This window comes from Bradyrhizobium icense (assembly GCF_001693385.1).
Classification (GTDB): domain Bacteria; phylum Pseudomonadota; class Alphaproteobacteria; order Rhizobiales; family Xanthobacteraceae; genus Bradyrhizobium; species Bradyrhizobium icense.
The window spans coordinates 8,187,084-8,209,102 of the sequence record NZ_CP016428.1 but is presented as its reverse complement, the minus strand read 5'-3'; the positions used below and the strand labels follow the sequence as shown (position 1 = coordinate 8,209,102).

Annotated in this window: 19 protein-coding genes; 6 read left to right on the top strand and 13 right to left on the bottom strand. The window is 63.9% G+C overall.

The window, feature by feature from the left end:
- Positions 1-189 precede the first annotated feature (189 nt).
- Positions 190-1,146: a homocysteine S-methyltransferase family protein gene (locus tag LMTR13_RS38040; protein WP_065732214.1), complete on the top strand. Its 957-nt coding sequence runs from the start codon at positions 190-192 to the stop codon at positions 1,144-1,146.
- A gap of 56 nt (positions 1,147-1,202) precedes the next feature.
- On the opposite strand, the gene LMTR13_RS40145 is transcribed toward LMTR13_RS38040, so the two are convergent.
- The 10 genes from LMTR13_RS40145 to sdhC all read right to left on the bottom strand — a co-directional run bounded on the left by LMTR13_RS40145 (position 1,203) and on the right by sdhC (position 13,205).
- Entirely contained in the window at positions 1,203-3,266 is a 2,064-nt protein-coding gene (locus LMTR13_RS40145) for an OmpA family protein (protein ID WP_083219391.1), read from the bottom strand.
- A 196-nt stretch (positions 3,267-3,462) separates the two neighbouring features.
- Positions 3,463-3,693, bottom strand: a complete 231-nt coding sequence (locus tag LMTR13_RS40140; RefSeq protein WP_083219390.1) for a hypothetical protein — start codon at positions 3,691-3,693, stop codon at positions 3,463-3,465.
- A 91-nt stretch (positions 3,694-3,784) separates the two neighbouring features.
- The gene (locus LMTR13_RS38025) at positions 3,785-4,171 is read right to left on the bottom strand and encodes a VOC family protein (protein ID WP_065732212.1); all 387 of its coding nucleotides are present in this window, start codon (positions 4,169-4,171) and stop codon (positions 3,785-3,787) included.
- 42 nt (positions 4,172-4,213) lie between these two features.
- Positions 4,214-5,041: an FkbM family methyltransferase gene (locus tag LMTR13_RS38020; protein ID WP_065733313.1), complete on the bottom strand. Its 828-nt coding sequence runs from the start codon at positions 5,039-5,041 to the stop codon at positions 4,214-4,216.
- 199 nt (positions 5,042-5,240) lie between these two features.
- The gene (locus LMTR13_RS38015) at positions 5,241-7,235 is read right to left on the bottom strand and encodes an ABC transporter ATP-binding protein/permease (protein ID WP_065732211.1); all 1,995 of its coding nucleotides are present in this window, start codon (positions 7,233-7,235) and stop codon (positions 5,241-5,243) included.
- A 212-nt stretch (positions 7,236-7,447) separates the two neighbouring features.
- A complete protein-coding gene (locus LMTR13_RS38010) occupies positions 7,448-9,610 on the bottom strand; it encodes a hybrid sensor histidine kinase/response regulator (RefSeq protein WP_065732210.1) in 2,163 nt (720 codons plus the stop codon).
- Between the two features lie 152 nt (positions 9,611-9,762).
- Entirely contained in the window at positions 9,763-10,548 is a 786-nt protein-coding gene (locus tag LMTR13_RS38005; RefSeq protein WP_065732209.1) for a succinate dehydrogenase iron-sulfur subunit, read from the bottom strand.
- Between the two features lie 24 nt (positions 10,549-10,572).
- Positions 10,573-12,414: a succinate dehydrogenase flavoprotein subunit gene (gene sdhA, locus LMTR13_RS38000; protein ID WP_065732208.1), complete on the bottom strand. Its 1,842-nt coding sequence runs from the start codon at positions 12,412-12,414 to the stop codon at positions 10,573-10,575.
- Between the two features lie 3 nt (positions 12,415-12,417).
- Positions 12,418-12,792 carry a succinate dehydrogenase, hydrophobic membrane anchor protein gene (gene sdhD / locus LMTR13_RS37995; protein ID WP_083219542.1) on the bottom strand — a complete coding sequence of 125 codons (375 nt, stop codon included), beginning with the start codon at positions 12,790-12,792 and terminating at the stop codon, positions 12,418-12,420.
- A gap of 14 nt (positions 12,793-12,806) precedes the next feature.
- Positions 12,807-13,205: a succinate dehydrogenase, cytochrome b556 subunit gene (gene sdhC, locus LMTR13_RS37990; RefSeq protein ID WP_065732206.1), complete on the bottom strand. Its 399-nt coding sequence runs from the start codon at positions 13,203-13,205 to the stop codon at positions 12,807-12,809.
- A 647-nt stretch (positions 13,206-13,852) separates the two neighbouring features.
- On the opposite strand from sdhC, the gene LMTR13_RS37980 reads away from it, so the two are divergent.
- Positions 13,853-14,713 carry a sulfite exporter TauE/SafE family protein gene (locus LMTR13_RS37980; RefSeq protein ID WP_065732204.1) on the top strand — a complete coding sequence of 287 codons (861 nt, stop codon included), beginning with the start codon at positions 13,853-13,855 and terminating at the stop codon, positions 14,711-14,713.
- A gap of 32 nt (positions 14,714-14,745) precedes the next feature.
- Here the strand turns inward: LMTR13_RS37980 and LMTR13_RS37975 are convergent, their stop codons facing one another.
- Together LMTR13_RS37975 and LMTR13_RS37970 are read right to left on the bottom strand one after the other, a co-directional pair.
- Positions 14,746-15,243 (bottom strand): hypothetical protein, encoded by a 498-nt coding sequence (locus LMTR13_RS37975; protein WP_065732203.1) that lies wholly within the window; start codon positions 15,241-15,243, stop codon positions 14,746-14,748.
- 27 nt (positions 15,244-15,270) lie between these two features.
- A complete protein-coding gene (locus tag LMTR13_RS37970) occupies positions 15,271-16,800 on the bottom strand; it encodes a malonate--CoA ligase (protein ID WP_065732202.1) in 1,530 nt (509 codons plus the stop codon).
- An 86-nt stretch (positions 16,801-16,886) separates the two neighbouring features.
- Between LMTR13_RS37970 and LMTR13_RS37965 the strand changes: the two genes are divergently transcribed.
- From LMTR13_RS37965 to LMTR13_RS37950, 4 genes are all read left to right on the top strand, one after another.
- On the top strand, positions 16,887-17,648 hold the full coding sequence (locus LMTR13_RS37965; protein ID WP_065732201.1) for an SDR family oxidoreductase: 762 nt from the start codon (positions 16,887-16,889) through the stop codon (positions 17,646-17,648).
- A 331-nt stretch (positions 17,649-17,979) separates the two neighbouring features.
- Positions 17,980-18,534 carry a fasciclin domain-containing protein gene (locus tag LMTR13_RS37960; protein ID WP_065732200.1) on the top strand — a complete coding sequence of 185 codons (555 nt, stop codon included), beginning with the start codon at positions 17,980-17,982 and terminating at the stop codon, positions 18,532-18,534.
- 181 nt (positions 18,535-18,715) lie between these two features.
- Positions 18,716-19,345 carry a cytochrome b/b6 domain-containing protein gene (locus LMTR13_RS37955; RefSeq protein WP_065732199.1) on the top strand — a complete coding sequence of 210 codons (630 nt, stop codon included), beginning with the start codon at positions 18,716-18,718 and terminating at the stop codon, positions 19,343-19,345.
- Positions 19,346-19,417: 72 nt separating this feature from the next.
- The gene (locus LMTR13_RS37950; RefSeq protein ID WP_065732198.1) at positions 19,418-20,203 is read left to right on the top strand and encodes a molybdopterin-dependent oxidoreductase; all 786 of its coding nucleotides are present in this window, start codon (positions 19,418-19,420) and stop codon (positions 20,201-20,203) included.
- 34 nt (positions 20,204-20,237) lie between these two features.
- Here the strand turns inward: LMTR13_RS37950 and LMTR13_RS37945 are convergent, their stop codons facing one another.
- Positions 20,238-22,019, bottom strand: coding sequence for a Rieske (2Fe-2S) protein (locus tag LMTR13_RS37945; protein WP_236843250.1), 1,782 nt, complete (start codon positions 22,017-22,019; stop codon positions 20,238-20,240).

Genomic DNA, 22,019 nt, shown 5'->3' with positions numbered 1-22,019 from the left:
CGTGGCAGTCAGCGCAAGCGGGCTGCCGACCAATCCTATAACCATCTGATTTCGTATCAATTTGCGGCTTCTGGTTCATCCGCACCATGAGCCGCCTAGGCCGCCGCGACACTATGAGGCACCAACATCGCCGGACCAAGCCAATGCTGCCGAGACGTATCGATGTCCTCAATTCGCGGAGAAATTGAAATGGCCAAGTACCGACATGCCCTGCCGCAGCGCCGCGGCGGCATTTTCCTGACCGATGGCGGGATGGAAACCACGCTGATCTTTCACGAAGGCGTGGATCTGCCGCACTTTGCCGCCTTTGTGCTGCTCGACAGTGCCGAAGGACGGGAGAAGCTGAAGCAGTATTACTCCGCCTATCTGGAGGTCGCGCGTGACCATGGCACGGGCTTTGTGCTCGACAGTCCGACATGGCGCGCCAATCCGGATTGGGGTGCGAAGCTCGGGTATGACGCGTCTGCGCTCAAGGCGATCAACGTCCGTTCGATTGAATTTCTCAAAGAATTGCGCTCGGGCTGGGATCGACCCGGCGCGCCCTGCGTCATCAGCGGCGCCATCGGACCGCGCGGCGACGGGTACAAGGCGGGCAACATGGATGCTGTGGAAGCCGAGGCCTATCATCGGGCGCAGATCGCAGCCTTTGTCGAGGGCGGCGCCGACATGGTCACCGCCTTTACGCTTGCCAGCATCAATGAAGCGATCGGCATCGCGCGCGCCGCGAAATCGCTGGGGATACCTGCAGCCATCTCGTTCACCGTGGAGACCAATGGCCGCCTGGTGAAGGGAGAAACGCTACGTGAAGCGATCGAGGCCGTGGATCGCGAAACCGATGGTGCGCCCGAATACTTCCTGATCAACTGTGCGCATCCAACGCATTTCGAAGACGCCTTGAAGGCGGGCGAAGCCTGGACGGAACGTATCCATGGCATCAGGGCCAATGCCTCGACGAAAAGCCATGCCGAACTCGACGAATCCGAAACGCTCGATGCGGGTGATCCGGCCGATCTCGGGCGGCGTTATGTTGCGCTCAGGAACGCGTTTCCGACGATGCGGATTCTCGGCGGCTGCTGCGGCACCGATCACCGGCACGCCGCCGCCATTTGCGAGGCGTGCGAGCCCCCGCGGGCACTCAGCGCGTAAGGCAACAAAATGGCCGGGATTGCTCCCGGCCATTTTCATTCTGATCGACCGTCAGTTCAGCGCGGCGGGGCTGTGCCGGGCGGAGGCGGCGGCAGCGAGGCCTGCCCGCCGTTGAGCAGCGGCGTAATGTTGCGGATGGTGACGCGCCGGTTGATCGGGCTCGGCCCGTCGGTCTGCTCCTTCAGGTACTGCTCGCCATAGCCCTGCGAGGTCAGGTTTTCCGCCGGCACGTTGAAGTGCTGCGTCAGCAGAGTGGCTGCGGATTCCGCGCGGCGATCCGACAGCGACAGATTGTCGACGTCGTTTCCGACCGCATCGGTGTGGCCCTCGATCAGGAATACCGCGCGCGGGTTTTGCTGGATTGCGCGGTTGAGGCCGTCGGCGATCACCTGCAGCTTCGCCGCCTGATCGGGCGGAATTTCCCACGACCCGGTTTCGAAGTTGATGGTGTTGACGTCGATGCTCGGCATGCGCTGCCGCACGGTCGGGCTGTAACGGATTTCGTCCAGCGTGTAACGCCGTTCGATCCGGTCCACCGGCGGGGCCATCAAGGTGTCGTAGATCACCTCCGGCTCTGCTTCCTGAGCGTCGACGATGTAGCGGTTGTAGGGGATCCGGACCGTCGGCGGCGGCAGCGCGACGAAGAAGCCGCCGACCGCGCGGGGATCGCGGTAGCTGTTGTCGATGATGATGATCTCGCGGCCCCGCTCATCGCGGCGGATACGGCGCAGCAACTGGCCGTCGCGGCCCATCACGGTGATGACCTGGGTGCCGTCGGGCCTGATGACGACCGTACGCGTCTCGCCGCCGACGGTCCGGGTCTGGATGTCGCGTGCGCCGTAGCGGAAGCGCTCGACCTCGTTGTGACGGACATATGCCTGTCCGCCGGGATCGCGAACGATGATTCGTCCGGGCTCGGTGATGACCGTGCGGCCGCCTTGCTGAACCTCGCGGCGCTGGCCGCGGAAGTCGTCAAGGCGCTGCGGCCCCGTAGCCTGAGTACCCGGGGCGATCACCCTGAGCCCCTCTTGAGTCGGGGGAGGTGCCGGCAATGGTGCTGTGACCTGAGGCGCACGCTGGAAGGCCGGCGCGACGGTCGGCGGCGCGTTCTGGACCCGGCCGGCCGGCGGCGTGGCGGCCGGAGCACCGGGCACGGCAGTTGGCGCCGCGGGAGCTGTCGTGGTGCCCGGCGCAGCCGGAGTGCCAGCGGCCGGGGGCGCCGTCGGCGCAGGTGTCGGCGCCATTCCAGCGGGGGCTCCGGGAGCCGGCGCGCCGGGGCGGGCCGTTGGTGGTGTTGGCGCCGGCGTTGGCGCACCCGCGGCCGGAGGCGGTGTGCCGGGGCGTCCCTGCGGTGTAGTTGGCGCGGCCGTCGGAGCGCCCGCAGCCGGAGGCGTCGTCGGAGTACCCGCGGCTGGTGGCGTCGCGGGCGGCGCGCCGGGACGCGCTGGTGGCGTGGCCGTGCCGGGCGATGGAGCGGTCGTCGGCGACGCGGCTGGAGCCGGCGTGGCAGTCGGCGCCGGCGGTTGCCTTGCACCGGACGGCGGGGGTGGCGGCACGGGAGACGGCGTCCCCTTCTGAGCGGAAGGCGGTGGAGGCGTCGGCGTGGGTGCCGCCGGCTGTTTCGGCGCAGCGGGAGCTGCCGCCGGCGGCGGAGGCGGCGGTGGGGTCGGACGCGCAGGCGCCGCCGCAGGAGGTGGCGGTGTCGGAGTCGGACGTGCGGGTGCGGCCGCAGGAGGCGGCGGCGGAGGCGGTGTTGGACGCGGCGGAGCGGCTGCCGGGGGAGGCGGCGGCGGGGTCGGGCGTGGTGGCGGAGCTGCCGCCGGCGGCGGGGGCGGCGGTGCCTGGCGTGGCGGTGGGGCAGCCGCCGGAGGCGGTGACGGAGGCGTCGGGCGCGGCGGCGGCGCCGCGGCGGGAGGCGGTGGAGTAGGCGTCGGTCGGCTGGGGGCAGCGGCCGGCGGCGGTGCGCCCTTCGGCGGCGGCTGCTGTCCCTTGCCTCTGCCTTCCTCTTCCTTGGCTTGCGCCACGACTAGCGGAGCGGTCTGCGCCTGCGATGCGGAGATCGCGAGCTGCGTCACTGTCAAAGCAGTTGTGGCAAGCAGCACGATGCGAAGATTTGTCATGATGTCCTTGGTTCCCGGAAAAGGCCTGGCAGTAACGGAAGTGCTGTATTGAGGTATCAGTTGGTCGATCAGCCGCTCATCATTAGGCCGGATTGTGGCGGCTTACAAATCGCCCCTAGCTTTTTATTTCATGAAAGCAAGGGGTTGCATGCACCCTCATTCATTGAGCGTTCAGACGGTGCTTTCAAAGTTTGTTTCATTCGGTCCCCGGATCGGTGGCTGGGTTAGGCGTTCGCGGGCCATTCGGCCCGCGCACCGGTAGCTCGTCTGGCATCTTGCCCGGCAATTCCCGCGGCTGCGGTGGCTGGCCCGGCTCGCGTACCGGTGGCGGCACTTCCGGACGCGGACGGCCCGGCGGCTCTTCGCGCGGCGGCTCGGTCGGTTGTCCCGGTGTCGCCGGTGGCACTTCCGGCGGTTCAGTCGGCATCACATCTCCGGGGCTACAGTTCCGGGAGCGACAACGGCGATGGCGGCCGCAAGTTCCCGCGCGATCCAATAATGGAACCGATGGAGCCCGGTTAGTCGGGTGCGTGGCAGACGGCCTCGATGTTGTGGCCATCAGGATCCAGCACGAACGCGCCATAATAATTCGGATGATAGATCGCGCGGATCCCGGGCGGCCCGTTATCGCGTCCGCCCGCGGCCATCGCCGCCTTGTAGAAGGCGTCAACCGTGGCGCGATCCTTTGCCACGATCGCGACATGCAGCGGCTTGTCCAACCCGCCCTCGCCGCCGATCCAGAAGTCGGGCTTTCCGTTGGCGCCGAAACCGGCGGCGGGTTCGTGGCTGTGTTGCTCCTGCGTGACTTCCATCACGAGGGTGTAGTCGAGCGGCGCCAGGGCTTTCAGATAGAAGGCCTTGGAGCGTTCATAATCCGAAACCGGAAATCCGACGTGGTCGATCATGAAACTCTCCTGCGGTTTGAGAGATGGGTTCGCAACGCAAATTCAGCCTCGCGCCAATAACGTGTTGCTGCGGGTCTTGCCGGTCTCGGCATAACCCCGCGCCCGCATGTCGGCGATGCAGTCCTGCTGCCATTCGTGTTTCGACAGATGCTCGATCACGATCGCGCAGGGCCACAAGGCCTGCGGTGCGTCGGCGAAGAAGCCGGTCAGCACGCGATCCTCAAACCCTTCGACGTCGATCTTGAGCGCATCGACGTGCGAGACGCCTCCTTCTTCGAGGATGCGCTGCAGCCGCAGGGACGGCACCTTGATCGCCTTGCCGGAGGCCGCGCCCGACACGATGTGGCTGGCGCCGAGATTGTCGCCATCGGTCTCGATCATCAACTCGCCATCGGCGGGACCGGCGGCGGCCGCGACCAGCCGCACCTGCCTGCAGCCGGAGGCGGCATTGTTGAAGGAAAGCCGCGCATGGGTGACCGGGTGCGGCTCGATTGCGATCACCTTGCCGCCGGCGCCGACATGGCGCGCCAGCGCAAGCGCATAGGTACCGACATTGGCGCCGACATCGACGAACACGCCGCCGGCGGGCACATGCGCGCGCAGAAAATTCAGTTCTTCGAGATTGTAGTCGGGATTGAACAGCGCGCCGCGCTCGGTGGCGCTGGCCTGATGATAGAAGCGGAACGAGGCGCCCTGGTATTGCACGTCGACGGGCCCTGCGCGGAGCAGATTTACCAGCCGCGACAGCATAGGCCGGAATGCACCGCGTTTCAGCCGCGAGCGGTGGGCGAGCGAGATAATGGCGGCCTGTGCGGCATTCGGGGCGAATGCGCCGAACGGCGCGGGAGACGGATCGTTGTCGGGCGTCAAACAGAGGTCCTCGGGCAGAAGCGGCGCATGCATAGCCGGTTTTGCGGCCAACTCCAACGACACCGTCGCCCCTGCGAAGCAGGGGCCCATACGCCGCGGCTTCGCGATTTGGGGCGGTCGGAGTTGATACTCCGCATAATCAAGGCTGGTGGTTATGGGTCCCTGCGGTTCGCAGGGACGACGGGGATCTTTTGTCGTCTCACGCCGCCTTCTTCGCCGCTTTCCGATGGCGCAGGAAACGGCCGAGCAGGCGCTGTCTGCCCTTGCGCGGAATCAAGTCGACGTCGCTGACCAACTTGGCGCCGCCCTTGCGTCGTTCCAGCACGATCTTGCGGCTGTGGAACGCCTCCAGTTCGGCGCGATGGGCGACGCTGACGATGGTGGCGTTCGGCAGTTCCTTGATGACGAGCTCCATCATCTTGTCCTGGCTCTTCTCGTCAAGCGCCGACGTCGCCTCGTCCAGCACCACGATGTCGGGGTTGTGCAGCAACAGCCGCGCAAACGCCAGCCGCTGCTTTTCGCCGCCCGATAGCGTCTGGTCCCACGGTCCCTCTTCCTCAATCTTGTCCTTGAGGTGATCGAGGCCGACCTTGTGCAGGGCGTCGCAGATCTGTTCGATGAGCCAGTCCTCGGCAGCGCCGGGATAGGTAATCGCGCGGCGCAGCGTGCCCGTGGGGATGTAGGATTTCTGCGGCAGCATGAAGAGTCGGCGATCGGGATGAAAATTGACGCTGCCGCCGCCCCATGGCCACAGCCCCGCCAGCGCGCGGACCAGCGTGCTCTTGCCGGTGCCGGAATCCCCGGCCACCAGCACGCGCTCGCCGGGATCGATCACAACTTCGGTTTCGTCAACCACCGCGGTGCCATCGTCGAGTGACACCGAGAGATCGTTGAGGCTCAGCATGGCGTCACCTTTGGTCTCGCCGCGCTTGATGCGTCCGATGCCAGCGCCACGTTCGGCGCGCTCCAGACCGTCGAGCGACATCATCAGCGAAGCGATGCGGCGCGCACAGGCATTCCAGTCGGCAAGCCGTGGATAATTGTCGACCAGCCAGCCGAACGCGGTTTGCACGATGGTAAAGGCGGACGCCGCCTGCATCACCTGTCCAAGCGTCATGCTGCCGTCGAGATATTTGGGCGCGCACAACAATAGCGGAACCACGGGAGCGATCAGGCCCGATCCCTGCGACACAAACGTGGTGCGCATGTGCTGGCCGGCGAGCCGCGCCCATTGCCGCAGCACTTTTGAAAAAGTCTTGTTGATGCCGCCGCGCTCCTCCTCTTCGCCGCCGAGCAGCGCGATGCTCTCGCCGTTCTCGCGCACGCGGGTCAGGACATAGCGATATTCGGCCTCGGCCTGGTTCTTGTCTTCGGACACCTGCACGAAGCTTCGTCCGATCGCCGTGATCGAGCCCGAGGCGATCGTGGCATAGACGACCGCGGCGATCACGAGGAAGCCGGGGATGGTGATGGTCGATCCCGCAAGCGGGATCGTGAGCGCACCGCCGATGGTCCAGAGCACGACGATGAAGGTGGCGGCCGAGAGAAATGCCGACGTTACGCCGGCGACGAAGTCCACCGGCGAGTCGGTGGCGATCCTCAAATCGTCGGCGATGCGATACTCCGGATTCTGATGATCGCCGCCGACAAGGTTGAGTTGATAGTAGCGGCCGTTGGCCAGCCAGCGCGATATCACCGCGTTCGTCAGCCAGGCGCGCCAGCGGCGCTGGATGCCCATGCGGGCGAACACCTGCGCCACGCCGAGCAAGACGCTGCCGATGGCGAGCGGAAAGAATACCGCAGCGAGATAAGACACGGTGGCGGCATCGCGCTTTTCGATGGCGTCGAAGATTGCGCGATTCCAGACATTGATGCCGTATTGAAAGGCGACATGGCTGACGATCAGGAGCAGCAGGCCGATCGAGAACAGCCAAGCCAGCCGATCGCCGCCTCTGCCCCAATAGCCGCGCGCGCTGATCCAGAACCGCGTCAGCAGATAATCCTTGCGAGCCTGCTCGGTCTCTTCCGGAGACATTTCCGGATCGGGCTCGACGACCTCCGGCGGCGGCGGTTCGACACGATCTCCGTCCTCGGCGGTGACGTCGACGAACTCTGATTTTTCTTCGGACTCAGGGGTGTTCTTCGCGTTGGATTTTTTGCGGGGTGGCTTTGCCTTGGTATCGGATCTGGCCATGGCCCGACAACGCCAGGAAAATCAGATGGTTCCCTGCTGGCTCTTCCCTCCGCCGTCATTGGCGAAGGAGCCAACGGGTCGTGCGAAAGCGCGCCCGATGACAGGCTCCGCGACGAAGCAATCCAGCTTTCCGCGGAGAGATGGATTGGCTCGCTTCGCTCGCAATGACGTGGAAATGTCGAAGCCAATCATCGGCACTTGCGGCGCCTAGGTCACGCCCGCGTTTCCACGCTGGGCTTCACCTCCCGCCGACCAACCCGGTGCAGCACATGGGAAAGATGCTCGATCGAATAGGGCTTCTGCAGCAGCTCGAAACCGTAGCTGCCGTGCTCCGACAGCACGTGGCTGTAACCGCTGGTCAGCACGACCGGCAGGTCGGGATGGCGACGGCGGATTTCCTGGGCGAGTTCAAGGCCGGTCATGCCGGGCATCACGACGTCGGTGAACACGGCATCGAAATGCTCCGCGCTGCTGGCAAGCTCTTCGAGCGCATGCACGGCGTTGCCGACGAGTCTGGTGGTGTAGCCGAGTTCGGTCAGCGCGTCGGTGGCGAAGCGTCCGACCTCGGCATTGTCCTCGACCACGAGCACCGACATCCCGCTGCCGTCGATCGCCGCGGCATCTGCTGTCGGCATCTGTCGCGATTTCCCGCTGCCGGCGGTGCGTGGCAGATACAGCGTGAAAATGCTGCCCTTGCCCATTTCGCTGGCCACGGCCACCTCGCCGCCGGATTGCCTGGCGAAACCGAATACCTGCGACAGGCCGAGCCCGGTGCCATGGCCGGCCTGCTTGGTCGTAAAGAAGGGTTCGAAAATGCGTTCGAACTGATCCGGCGGAATGCCGCTGCCGGTATCGGCGACCGATACGGCCACATAGCCATATGGATGTAGCGGCAGCGGGGCGGCGTTGGGCAGGCTGGCCGCCATTCCGACCGCAATCGTCAGCCGTCCGCGGCCTGCCATGGCGTCCCGCGCGTTGACGGCCATGTTGATGATGGCGGTTTCGAACTGGCCGGCGTCGGCGTTGACGAAGCACGGCTCCTCCGGCCCAAGGATGACAATTTCGATGCGCGAACCGATCAGAGTGCCGATCATTTCGCTCAGCATCTGCACGGTCCGTCCGACGTCGAACACCTCCGGCTTCAACGTCTGCCGCCGCGCGAAGGCCAGCAATTGTCCGGTCAGCTTGGCGGCGCGGGTCACCGTGTCCGAGATCGCATCGATATAGCGCAGCCGCCGCGCCTCCGGCAGGTCGGGCCGCCGCAACAGGTCCACGGAAGCGCGGATCACCGTCAGCAGATTATTGAAGTCGTGCGCAACGCCGCCGGTCAACTGGCCCAGCGCCTCCAGCCGTTGGCCGTGCTTCAGCGCTTCCTCGGCCAACCGGCGCTTCTCGGCCTCGAAATGAAGGTGACGCGTCCGGCGCAAGGCCAGCCCCAGCAGGGCAAACAGCAGCGCGGTGGCCGGTGCGCCGAAAATCAGGTGCTGGCTCATGGTGGACAGCCAGCGTGCCCGGATCGCCGATGTCTCGAGGCCCGCACTGACATAGATCGGGTATTTGGCGAGCCGCTGGTATCCGAGCCGCCGTTCGATGCCGTCAGTCGGCGAGGTCAGGGTGATGAGCCCGGCCTTGGTCTCGGACTTGGTCTCGGACTTGGGATCGGCCCCGATCAGTTTTCCGAGCGCGCCGTTGCGGTCGAGGATGTCTCGGCTTGCGGCGGGAAAACGAGCGAGCACGGTGCCGTCCGTGCGACCGACCGCGAAGAAGCTGCCCGGCTCGCGGCCGATCCGGGCGTAGTAATTTTCGAAATATTCCGGCAGCACGGAGGTGTGGATCACACCTGCGAAGCTGCCGTTCTCGCTCGGGCGCCGTCTGCTGACGCCGAAGAACGCGGCGCCCTGATAGGGCGGCCGCGGCGTGAGCGCCTCGCCAATATAGGTTCCGATATCGCCGGCGACGTGGGCCTTGAAATAGTCCCGGTCGGAAAAATCGATCTCGGGCGCCGGGACGACGAGGCTGTTGACGAGCGCGTGGCCCTTGGCGTCGAAGATCCAGACCGACTTCACGTGCGGCAGGGAAGCGACCAGTTGCTTCAGCCGCAAATGCACCGCTTGCTCGCGGGCAACGATGTCGGCATCCGGAAGATCGCGGATGATCTCGGCGATCTCCGACAGGCTGCGGTCGATGGTCTCGAATACTTTCAGCGCATGCTCATGCGCGACATCCAGCGTACGCTCGATTTCACGGTCGGCGGTTTCGCGGATCGAGACCCAGGAAACCGCGGATGCAAATACAAAGAGCGCCAACGGAAGCGCCAACGAGGCGACCATCATCCATTGCAGCAGTCTCAGCGAATTAGGTTGCGCGGTCTGCACGCTCGCTCCGGCTCCGCGCCGAGCATAACGCAAAGTAGTGCGGAGAATAAAGCGCAGCGGGGAAGGGAACTTTTCTCGGAGAGCGTTGAGCCGGATTGATGGTAGTTGATTCAAATCCAGCAGTTGGCTCCATCCGGGCTACAGAACAGTGCCTAGATCTGCCGTTCGACCATCTTCAGCTTGAGTTCGGCGATGGCTTCCGATGGGTTCAGGCCCTTCGGGCATGCCTTGGCGCAGTTCATGATGGTGTGGCAGCGGTAGAGCCGGAACGGGTCCTCGAGATTGTCGAGCCGCTCGCCGGTGGCTTCATCGCGGGAATCCTTCACCCAGCGCGTCGCCTGCAGCAGAGCAGCGGGCCCGAGAAAGCGTTCGCTGTTCCACCAGTAGCTCGGGCAGGAAGTCGAGCAGCAGGCGCACAGGATGCACTCGTAAAGGCCGTCGAGTTTTTCGCGGTCCTCGTGGCTTTGCTTCCATTCCTTCTGCGGCGTCGGCGTCGTGGTCTTCAGCCAGGGCTCGATCGAGGCATATTGCGCGTAGAAGTTGGTCAGATCGGGCACCAGGTCCTTCACGACAGGCTGGTGCGGCAGCGGATTGACCTTCACCGCGCCGCCTGCAGCGACATCGTGCATCGACTTGGTGCAGGCCAGCGTGTTCTGGCCGTCGATGTTCATGGCGCAGGAGCCGCAGACGCCTTCGCGGCAGGAGCGGCGGAAGGTCAGCGTCGGGTCGATGTTGTTCTTGATCCAGATCAGGCCATCCAGCACCATCGGGCCGCAATCGTTGATGTCGACATGATAGGTGTCGACGCTCGGATTCTTGGCGTCGTCCGGATTCCAGCGATAGACCCGGAACTCGCGCGTCTCGGTCGCGCCGGCCGGCTTCGGCCAGGTCTTGCCGCCGGTGATCTTCGAATTTTTCGGAAGCGTGAATTCAGCCATACCTGCAAGCCTTCGCTGTCGTCATCAATACACCCGCGCCTTCGGCGGGATGTACTGAACGTCGTTCGTCATCGTGTAGTCGTGCACCGGGCGGTAATCGATCGTGGTCTTGCCGTTCGGGTCGATCCACGCCAGCGTATGCTTCATCCAGTTCTTGTCGTCGCGCTCGGCAAAATCCTCGCGCGCGTGGGCGCCGCGGCTTTCGGTGCGGTTCGCCGCCGAATCCATGGTGACCACCGCTTGCACGATCAGATTGTCGAATTCCAGCGTCTCGACCAGATCCGAATTCCAGACCAGCGAGCGGTCGGTGGTTGCGATGTCGCCGATGCCGCCATGCACCTTGTGGATCAGGTTCTGGCCTTCGTGAAGGATTTCGCCGGTGCGGAACACCGCGCAATTGTTCTGCATCACGTGCTGCATGCTGTCCCGCAGCTTCGCGGTCGGCGTGCCGCCGGAAGCGTGGCGGTAATGATCGAGCCGTCCGAGCGCCATGTCGGCGGAATCCTTCGGTAACTCCGGCTGCTTGCCGTTCGGCGTCAGCTTTTCTGCGAGCCGCAGCGCGGCGGCGCGGCCGAATACGACGAGGTCGATCAGCGAGTTGGAGCCGAGCCGGTTGGCGCCATGCACGGACACGCAAGCCGCTTCGCCGATCGCCATCAGGCCCGGCACCACAGCATTGTCGTCGCCGTCCTTCTTGGTCAGGACTTCGGCGTGATAATTGGTGGGAATGCCGCCCATGTTATAGTGCACGGTCGGCACGATCGGAATCGGCTCACGGGTGACGTCGACATTGGCGAAGATCTTCGCCGATTCGGAAATACCGGGCAGCCGTTCCTGCAGCACCTTCGGATCGAGATGATCGAGGTGCAGGTAGATGTGGTCCTTCTTCTTGCCGACGCCGCGGCCCTCGCGGATCTCGATGGTCATCGAGCGGGAAACCACGTCGCGCGAGGCGAGGTCCTTGGCGGACGGCGCATAGCGTTCCATGAAGCGCTCACCCTCGGAATTGACGAGGTAGCCGCCTTCGCCGCGGGCGCCCTCGGTGACGAGGCAGCCGGCGCCGTAAATCCCGGTCGGGTGGAACTGGACGAACTCCATGTCCTGCAGCGGCAGGCCGGCGCGCAACACCATGCCGCCGCCGTCGCCGGTGCAGGTATGCGCCGAGGTGCAGGAGGCGTAGGCGCGGCCGTAGCCGCCGGTGGCCAGAATCGTGGTCTGGGCACGAAAGCGGTGCAGCGTGCCGTCGTCGAGCTTGAGCGCGATGACGCCGCGGCAGGCGCCCTGGTCGTCCATGATCAAATCGATGGCGAAGAACTCGATGTAGAACTCGGCCGAATGGCGCAGCGCCTGGCCGTACATCGTGTGCAGCATGGCGTGACCGGTGCGGTCGGCGGCGGCGCAGGTGCGCTGCGCCTGGCCCTTGCCGTAGTCCATGGTCATGCCGCCGAACGGACGCTGGTAGATCTTGCCGTCCTCGGTGCGCGAGAACGGAACGCCCCAATGTTCGAGCTCGTAGACGGCCTCCGGCGCGTTGCGCACCATGTATTCGATCGCGTCCTGGTCGCCGAGCCAGTCCGACCCCTTGACGGTGTCGTACATGTGCCAGCGCCAGTCGTCCGGATGCATGTTGCCGAGCGAAGCCGAAATGCCGCCTTGGGCTGCGACCGTGTGCGAGCGGGTCGGGAATACCTTTGTAATGCAGGCGGTGCGCAGGCCGGCCTCGCTGCAGCCGACCACCGCGCGCAGACCCGCGCCGCCGGCGCCCACCACCACGACATCGTAGGTGTGGTCCTCGATCGGATAGGCTTTTCCGTTGGTGGCCGGGCCACTGCGGCTCGTGGCCTTGCCGTTACCTTCAGCAGCCATGGGCTACACTCCCGATGACAGTTTTACGATCGCGTAAATCGAGGCCAGTGCCACTGCGATACAGAAGAAATTGTTGGCCATCACGCTCGCGAGCTTCAGCATCTCGTTGTGCACATAATCCTCGATGATGATCTGCATGCCGATCTTCATGTGCCAGACGCTGGCGATGATGAAGAGCACCAGGATGATCGCGATCGGAAGCGAGCCGAGGATCTGTGCCGCGCCGGCCTGGTTGCGGCCGATCAGCATCAGTACGATCACGATGACGGGCACGATCAAGAGCGTCATCGCCACCGCCGTGAGGCGCTGGCGCCAGAAATCGGTGGTGCCGGAATGCGAGGAACCGAGATTGCGGACGCGGCCGAGCGGCGTGCGCATCGAGGAGCGGCCGCTCATCGCCCGCCTCCGACTGTGTAGGCGATGATCCAGACCAGGACGGTCAGCGAAATGCCCGCGATCAGCGCGCCCCAGGTGAGCGCCTCACGCTCGTTGGCCTTGAAGCCGTAGCCGAGATCCCAGAAGAAGTAGCGGATACCGCTGACCAGATGGTGCAGCAGCGCCCAAGTATAGCCGAACACGATCAGCTTGCCGATGATGCTGCCAGTAAAGGCCTGGACATTGGCGTAAGCCCCGGGGCCGGATGCCGCCGCAATCAGCCACCAGGCGAGCAGTAGCGTGCCGAAATAGAGCGCAATACCAGTCGCACGGTGGATGACGGAAAGCGCCATCGTCAGGGTCATGCGATAGGTCTGCAAATGGGGCGATAGCGGTCGTTCGATCCTGGCGGTCATGCGGCGGCTTTACGTTGCTGTGGGACCGCGGCCCGGCCCATCGGGGAACGCGGTAGATGAATTCTATTTACGGAGTCGAAACAGTCCGCGCAACGGCCAAATGGCTTGGAATCGAACCACCGTTCATTGCTAGTGTGGCGATGAAGCGCGATTGTTCAGCGGCTTGGTATACCACGGGCATTTGGCAAGGTTGAAGAATTGAATATATATTCTATTCATTGAGGGCAAGCGAGGCTGCGCGCCAAAGGGTCGGTTCCGCGCCACGGCTCTACGAGACAGTCGACGAAGGCTCCGATCTCCAGAGAAGCCAGCCGTGACGGCTGAAGCACCAGATGCAGCGGGGCGGGTTGCGGCTCGTAGTCGACGAGCAGGCGAACCAGGGGCCGGCAGCGAGATCGGCTCCGGCCTGCCACGACGGCAACCGCACGATGTTGGCGCCTTCCCTTGCGGTGGCGGCGAGCGCATCGAGGCTATTCATCCAGAGCCGACCGGATATGCGGATTTTGCGGCCCGTTTTCTGCCGTCGGCAAAGCGCCATCCGACGCTGCCGGAGATAATGGATATTCCCGCATTTCGGAAGCAGCTAAGTCTCTCCGGCCGCCTGCAGATGCGCGCGTCGCAGGTGGTGAACACGGGATGCTTGGGACATGGTCGCCGGCCTCGATCCGAAAGAGCTTATCGAACTCGCCCTGCTGCTGATCGCGGTTGGCGCGCTGTCGGGATTTCTGGCCGGATTGTTCGGCATCGGCGGCGGCGCCATCCTGGTGCCGGTGTTCTACGAATGCTTCCGGCTGGCGGGCGTGCCGCTCGAGGTGCGGATGCCGCTCTGCATCGGCACCTCGCTTGCGATCATCATCCCGACCTCGCTCTCCTCGTTCCGCGCCCATTACAACAGGGGCGCGGTCGACATGGAAATCCTCAAGCGCTGGTGGCTGCCGATCGTGATCGGCGTGATCGCCGGCAGCGTCACCGCGCGCTTCGCGCCGGAGCGGCTGTTCAAGATCGTGTTCGTGATGGTGGCGTGGTCGGCGGCAGCGCGGCTGTTGCTGGCGCGGGAAACCTGGAAATTCGGCGATGACGTTCCGAAGGGTTTTCTGATGCGCGCCTACGGCTTCTTTGTCGGGCTGCTGTCGACCCTGATGGGGATCGGCGGCGGCCTGTTCGCGAATTTGCTGATGACGTTCTATGGCCGGCCGATCCACCAGGCGGTCGCGACCTCGTCGGCGCTGGCGGTGTTGATCTCGATCCCCGGGGCGCTCGGCTATATCTGTGCCGGCTGGCCTGCCGCCGCGCGCTTTCCCGATGTCGCCGCGCTGCAGGTGCCGTTCTCGATCGGTTATGTGTCGTTGATCGGAGCGCTGCTGGTGATGCCGACCACGCTGGTTGCTGCGCCGCTCGGTGTGAAGGTGGCGCATGCCCTGTCGAAACGCGCCCTTGAAATGGCGTTCGGCACGTACCTGTTCATCGTCGGCGGGAGGTTCGTGGTCAGTTTGGTAAGCGGGCAATAGCCGTCGCGGCGCGCAGCAGAGACCGCCGGCCCCTAGTCTTTCACACGCACTTCACTGTGCCGCCATTTGCGGAGATCGCCGATGCCTTCGATGCGATCGGAATCGCTGAGGACTTGCAGCCGTGCGGCGATCTCTTCACCGCCGATCGGCAGGGCAAGCTCCTCACAGCGCTTCGCGGCCAGAATGACCACCATCGCGGTCTTTTGCCATCGCGGCTTCAACAATGAGAAAAGGATGCCATCGAGGTCCGCTTCGGTCACAGATGGCGGCAAGCGAACTTGATCCCACGTGAGACTGCTGCTGATGGTCGGGATTTCCTCATCGCGAGGAGGTGGTTCCAAGTCTGGATGCTGGTCGTAGATTTGCGCGAGCAGATCCAAGTGCAAAGCGTCGACAACTTCTCGAAGCAATCCGTCGAGGGCCAGCCGCTCCTCTTTTCCGAGGCCCGCGATAGCCATTCTCGCATGATCCAAAGCGACGTCGGCGTCGAGGAAGTACTTTTGAATTCGGACAGCTTGCTCGCGGTTCATTATTTCAAGTCGCGACTGCTCGCGCTCCTAATGCTTCGAATAGATATCCTTGTACATATCCCGCAAAATGTTTTTCTGCACCTTGCCCATGGCATTGCGCGGCAGTTCGTCGACGACGAACACGCGCTTCGGCATCTTGAATTTGGCAAGTCGTCCGTCGAGCGCTTTCAGCACGCCCGCCTCGGTGACGTCTGCGCCCTTGTTGCAGACCAGCACCGCGGTGACGCCTTCGCCGAAATCGGCGTGCGGCACGCCGATCACGGCGGATTCGATCACGCCGGGCATGGCGTCGATCTCGCTCTCGATTTCCTTCGGATAGACGTTGAAGCCGCCTGATATCACCAGATCCTTGCCGCGGCCGAGGATGTGCACATAGCCCTTGTCGTCGATCTTGCCGAGATCGCCGGTGATGAAGAAGCCGTCGTCGCGGAATTCGGCTTTGGTCTTCTCCGGCATCCGCCAATAGCCCTTGAACACGTTGGGCCCTTTCACCTCGATCATGCCGATTTCCTCGCGCGCGAGCTCCTTGCCGGTCTCGGGATCGGTGACGCGCACGGAAACGCCGGGCAGGGGATGGCCGACCGCGCCGGGCACGCGCTCGCCATCATAGGGGTTTGACGTGTTCATGTTGGTTTCGGTCATGCCGTAGCGTTCCAGCACGGCGTGGCCGGTGCGCGCGGCCCATTCGCGATGGGTGTCGGCGAGCAACGGCGCGGAGCCCGAAATGAACAGCCGCATGTGCTTGGTCGATTCCTTCGACAGCGCCGGGCTCTGCAAGAGCCGCGTGTAGAAGGTCGGCACGCCCATCAGTACGGTGGCGCGCCCCATCAGCTTGATGATCGTTTCAGGGTCGAACTTCGGCAGGAAGATCATCGAGGCGCGGGCAAACAGCGTGACGTTGCTGGCCACGAACAGGCCGTGGGTGTGATAGATCGGCAGCGCGTGGATCAGCACGTCCTTGTCCGTGAACCGCCAGTAGTCGACCAGGCTGTAGGAGTTTGACGCGAGATTGTCATGCGTCAGCATCGCGCCCTTGGAGCGGCCGGTGGTGCCCGAGGTGTAGAGGATGGCGGCGAGGTCGTCATTGACGCGCGCGACCGTTGCGAAGGCCGCCGCCGCCTTGGCGGCGGCATCCGTCAGCGATCCCTTGCCGTCGGGCCCGAGCGTTTCGACCTTGGCCTTCACTTTCGCCGCGATCGCGCCGATGCCTTCGGCCTTCGACGGGTCGCAAACCACAAGCGCGGGCTCGGCGTCGGAGATGAAGTAGTCGAGTTCGTTAAGCGTATAGGCGGTATTGAGCGGCAGGTAGACGCCGCCCGCGCGCACGGTCGCAAGATACAGCACCAGCGCCGGCACGGATTTTTCGGTCTGGGCTGCGACGCGGTCGCCGGGCTTGACGCCGCGCGCAACCAGCACGTTCGCCATCTGGCCGGCGCGGGCGATCAGCTCCCCATAGCTGATGCGCGTGCCATCGAGCATTTCGATCGCGAGCCGGTTCGGATCGTCGAGCGTGTCGAACAGGCGGGAAAACAGGTTGGCGTTGGCAGTCGTGTTCATGCAAACTTCCCTGAAGGGCGCTGGCCGGGAATTTCGTCGGCTGGAATAGCAAGAACGCCCTTCAAAAAGCAACGGAGACAGTTTGCATGACAAATAGCGGGAAACGCGTGGCCTGGGTAACGGGCGGGGGCAGCGGAATTGGCGCGTCAGGGGCGGAATTCCTGGCGGCGGATGGCTGGATCGTAGTGGTTTCGGGACGCCGCAAAGACGCCCTCGACGAGGTCGTGGCCAATATCGCCAAAAACGGCGGCAAGGCTGAGGCGATCGCGCTCGACGTCAGCAACAAGGAAGACGTCGACAAAGCCGCCGATCAGATTCTCGCAAAACACGGCCGGATCGACCTTTTGGTCAACAGCGCCGGCATCAATGTGCCGAAGCGAAGCTGGGCCGACATGGAACTGGAGGGCTGGGACAAGGTCGTCGATATCAACCTCAACGGCGTGCTCTATTGCATGCGCGCGGTGCTGCCGGCGATGCGCAAGCAGAAGGACGGCTGCATCATCAACGTCGCGTCCTGGGCCGGCCGTCACGTGTCAAAGATGCCGGGACCGGCCTACACTACCACAAAACATGCGGTGCTGGCGCTGACCCATTCCTTCAACATGGACGAATGCGTCAACGGGCTGCGCGCCTGCTGTCTCTCACCCGGCGAGGTCGCGACCCCGATCCTGAAATCGCGCCCGGTGGTGCCTTCGGAGGAAGAGCAGGCGAAAATGTTGCAGCCGGAAGATTGCGGCCGCACCATCGCCTTCGTCGCCAGCCTGCCGCCGCGGGTCTGCGTCAACGAAATCCTGATCAGCCCGACGCATAATCGCGGATTTATCCAGACGCCGGCGAATAGGGATTAAAGCGAGCTCTCTCCAACTGTCGTCCCTGCGAACGCAGGGACCCATATCCACTGATGTTTGTATTGCGCACCAGCGGCGGCCCCAGCGTTCCAAACAACTCACGCCTGTGGTTATGGGCCCCTGCGTTCGCAGGGGCGACGGGAGCGCGCGCCGTTGCCGCACGGACTGCGCCCTCAAAAGTTTCAAACATCACGATAAATTATTCGCCGAAACCAGCCGAAAAACCTCCCGTAGCTCGGGCCAACGACGACGAAATCAACCGGTCCATCGACCAGCGTCGTTGTTTTCAGCACCGGCATCCGCCGGCTATCGCAATCTCGGGAGAAGATTCATGTCGAAACGTATTGCACTTCTGTCCGCCGCCGTGTTCAGCGCGCTGGCTTTCACCGCCACCATCACCGCGCCCGCCAGCGCGGAAGAAAAGACCGTGATGGTCGGCGGTGCGGCGATGTTCCCGTCCAAGAACATCATCCAGAACGCCGTCAATTCGAAGGACCACACCACGCTGGTTGCCGCGGTGAAGGCCGCCGGCTTGGTCGCGACCCTCGAAGGCAAGGGCCCGTTCACGGTGTTCGCGCCGACCAACACCGCCTTCGGCAAGCTGCCGGCCGGCACGGTCGAGACGCTGGTGAAGCCGGAGAACAAGGGGACGCTGACCAAGATCCTTACCTACCACGTCGTGCCGGGCAAGCTCGCCGCGTCCGACCTGAAGGATGGCATGAAGCTCAAGACCGCCGAAGGCGAACAGCTCTCGGTCAAGCTTCAGGAGGGCAAGGTCTGGATCGTCGACGCGAAGGGTGGAACCTCCATGGTCACGATCTCGAACGTCAATCAGTCGAACGGCGTGATCCATGTGGTCGACACCGTGCTGATGCCGGCGTCCTGAACTCCCCGCGCGCCCCTGACGGGTCCCAAACAGGGGCGTGTGGATTGGCGGGCCGGGGCAACCCGGCTCGCTTTTTCGTGAAAGTCGATACGCGCCATGCATCGTTCTGATAGAATCATGGCAGTAACGAAACCCGGTTCCGGGCGTATATTCGATAACGAATTGCAAGCGGGGATGAGCCATGTCGGCTGTAACAGTCAGCGACCAACACGCCGCGTCAACCAAGGCAAAAACCATTCAGCCGGCCTGGGTGCGGGCGCTGCACTGGACCAACGCGTTTGCGATGGTCCTGATGATCATGTCGGGATGGCAGATCTATAACGCCTCGCCGCTATTCGGCTTTACGTTCCCCCGTTCGATCACGCTGGGCGGCTGGCTCGCCGGAGGGCTGCTCTGGCATTTCGCCGCGATGTGGCTGTTGATGGTCAACGGGCTGATCTACCTGGTGATGGGCTTTGTTACCGGCCGCTTCCGCAAGAAGCTGCTGCCAATCACGCCGGAGGGCGTGATTTCAGATACGAAAGCTGCGCTGACCGGCAAGCTGTCGCACGACGACCTCAGCAAATACAATTATGTGCAGAAGCTGCTCTACGCCGGCATCATCGTCGTCGGCATCCTCATCGTGCTGTCAGGTCTGGCGCTCTGGAAGCCGGTGCAACTGCAATACCTGGCGGCGTTGTTCGGCGGCTACGAGGGCGCCCGTTACGTCCATTTCTTCTGCATGGCGGCGATTGTCGCCTTCATGGTGGTGCATGTCGCGCTCGCCCTCCTGGTGCCGAAGAGCCTGCGCGCCATGATCATCGGCCGCTAGAGCATGATCCGGAAAAGTGGGTACCGGTTTTCCGCTAAGATCATGCGCAAGATATAGACACGGAGTACGACCATGGGCCGCATGCGCAAGCTTCTGATCCCCGGTGTCGACAAGGCGCTTCTCGTCAGAGACGCCGTCAAGTCCATGCCGGATCTCACGCGCCGGCGCTTCATCTCGGGCGGCGCGAGCCTTGGCGCGCTGACACTTCTGACCGGTTGCGATGTGACGGACAGTTTCTCGGCCGAGGAAATGCTCAAGCAGGTCTCGAAATTCAATGACGGCGTACAGGCATTGATGTTCAATCCCAATGCGATGGCGCCGACCTTCCCGGAAAGCGCGATTACCAAGCCGTTCCCGTTCAACGCCTATTATAATCTCGACGAGGCACCTGAAGTCGACGGCAAGACCTGGAAGCTCGAGGTGCGTGGTCTCGTCGAGAACAAGAAGTCCTGGACGCTGGACGAGCTCTATCAACTGCCGCAGGTCAAGCAGGTCACGCGCCATATCTGCGTCGAAGGCTGGAGCGCGATCGGAAGCTGGACCGGCACGCCGTTGCGCGATTTCCTCAAACTGATCGGCGCCGATACGCGCGCGAAATATGTCTGGTTCCAGTGCGCCGACAAGGACGGCTACAATTCGCCGCTCGACATGCCGAGCGCGATGCATGCGCAGACCCAGATGACGTTCAAATTCGGCGACGAGATACTGCCGCGCGCCTATGGTTTCCCGATGAAGATCAGGGTGCCGACCAAGCTCGGCTTCAAGAACCCGAAATACGTGATCTCGATGGAAGTCACCAACGACTACAAAGGCGGCTTCTGGGAAGACCAGGGGTATAATTCGTTTAGCGGGAGTTAGTCGCGCTTCGTCGTTTCGCCGTCAGCGCGTGACGTCAGGACGATCCAGCCTCTTGATGCAGCTCGCCACCCCGCATCAAGCGGCGGGCGATGTCGGCCGTCTGCAGCGACGCGCGTTCTGTCGGTGAATGGGCCGCCAGATAGCGGGCTACTGCGATCAGGATGTGCCGGCCCTCGTCCGTGTCGCCCCACGCGCCGAACTGCCGGACTCCCGCCTCCAGCATCTGATACGCATGGAAGCCTGCATCTTCGCGCAGCGCCGCATGCGCGAGCGTGACGATCAGCGCCTGCGGCGAATGGCCGAGCGTGAGATGCCGTGCCACCAGGCTTGCGGCGAGATCGACCTGCCTCTGCCGGTCGAAGGCGTCGAGCAAGGCGGCGCCGATCGTCTCTGGATCCGCGGGCAGATCATCGAGCTGCTCGCCGCCGTCGCCCGGGATGCGCGCCGGCGGCACATTGAGATAGCGAGCAAGGTAGAGCGCCATCGCTCCGTGCAATACGCCGCGCACGGCCGTGACGTGCGTGTCGATGTTGGCAGTCCCGATGCGCATCAGCATCTGGTGGACTGCGTTGGCGTAGGTGAAGACGTGATGCGCCGTCTCCCAATCGGCGTGCTCGTTGGCATTGCCGAAGCGCGCCACCCTGAGCGCTGCCGCGTAGGCGAGGGATTGGCCAAGGTCGGCAGGAGCGGCACCGGCGCGGATCGCCCCCTTGAGCGCGTCAACGATTCTGGCCGGATCGTCACCGAGCAGCTCTTGAGCAAGTGCGGCGTGGCTCGACCAGTCACGCGAACCGCGTCCGGCAGCGAACAGGTCCGCGAGTTCGCTGGTTGATCCTTCACACAATGCAACGAGGTCAACGGGCTGGCGCCAGGCAGTCGATTCCTCGGCGCCACGGGCCGCTACCATCTGACCGACGACAGTCGGCAGCAGAGCCGCCGCGTGTTGCCAGCCGATCAGGTCGAGGCACTCGAATGCCTTGTTGATGAAGTCGAGCGAGTGCCCGGTGTCGGCGAACGCCCGCTCGGTCTCGGCGGCGAAAAGCGCATCGGCGAGTTCAGCCGGGGAGAAGCCGGCCGCAATCGCCGAGAGCAGGGTGCGCTCCGCGGCCTCGCGATGGCGCACGTTTGTCCAACGCCGCAGCCAGCGTTTGAGCGTGGCCGGGTCCGGCCGGCTTCCAAGCGGCGCGCGTTCCCGCCGCGGCGCCTCGCCGTCGCAGTCCGCCGCCACGCGGCGTGCGCCGTGGAATAGAGCGAGATAGGCTTCATTCTCCGGCAGCAAGGGCAGGATATTGGCGAGTGCCGTAAGGATCGTAAGACCGACGCCCCAGCCGTCGCGATTTTGCGCCCCGAACAGCGCCACCTCCCGTACGATTTCGGTCTGCGGTACGCCGGCCGCGAGCTGACCATGTATGGCCTTGGCAATGACGAGGCCAAGATTGTGGGCAAGGCCGTTCGCAAGCCGCTGATGCCAGTGCGCGGCGAGATCGGCATGCGTGAACGTGGTCTTCACCCAGACGTCACCATTGCGCACCTCGACCGGGCAGATCGGCACGTCGTCCGCCCACAGGTCGAAGGTGCAGCCGCTTTCGAGATCGAAGCGCGCGTGATGCCAGTGACAGGTCAGGATGCCGTCCTCGACGCTGCCGCGCTCGAGCGGGAAGCCCATATGCGGGCACCGATTGTCGAGGGCGAAGGCACGTCCGCGGTCGTAGATGACAAGGATCGGACGATGGTCACCGCGCACAACGAGCCGCCCCTTGAGCTTCAGCTCCTCAAGGCGGCCCGCCAGCGCAAATTCCTTGCTCGGCGCGTCCAT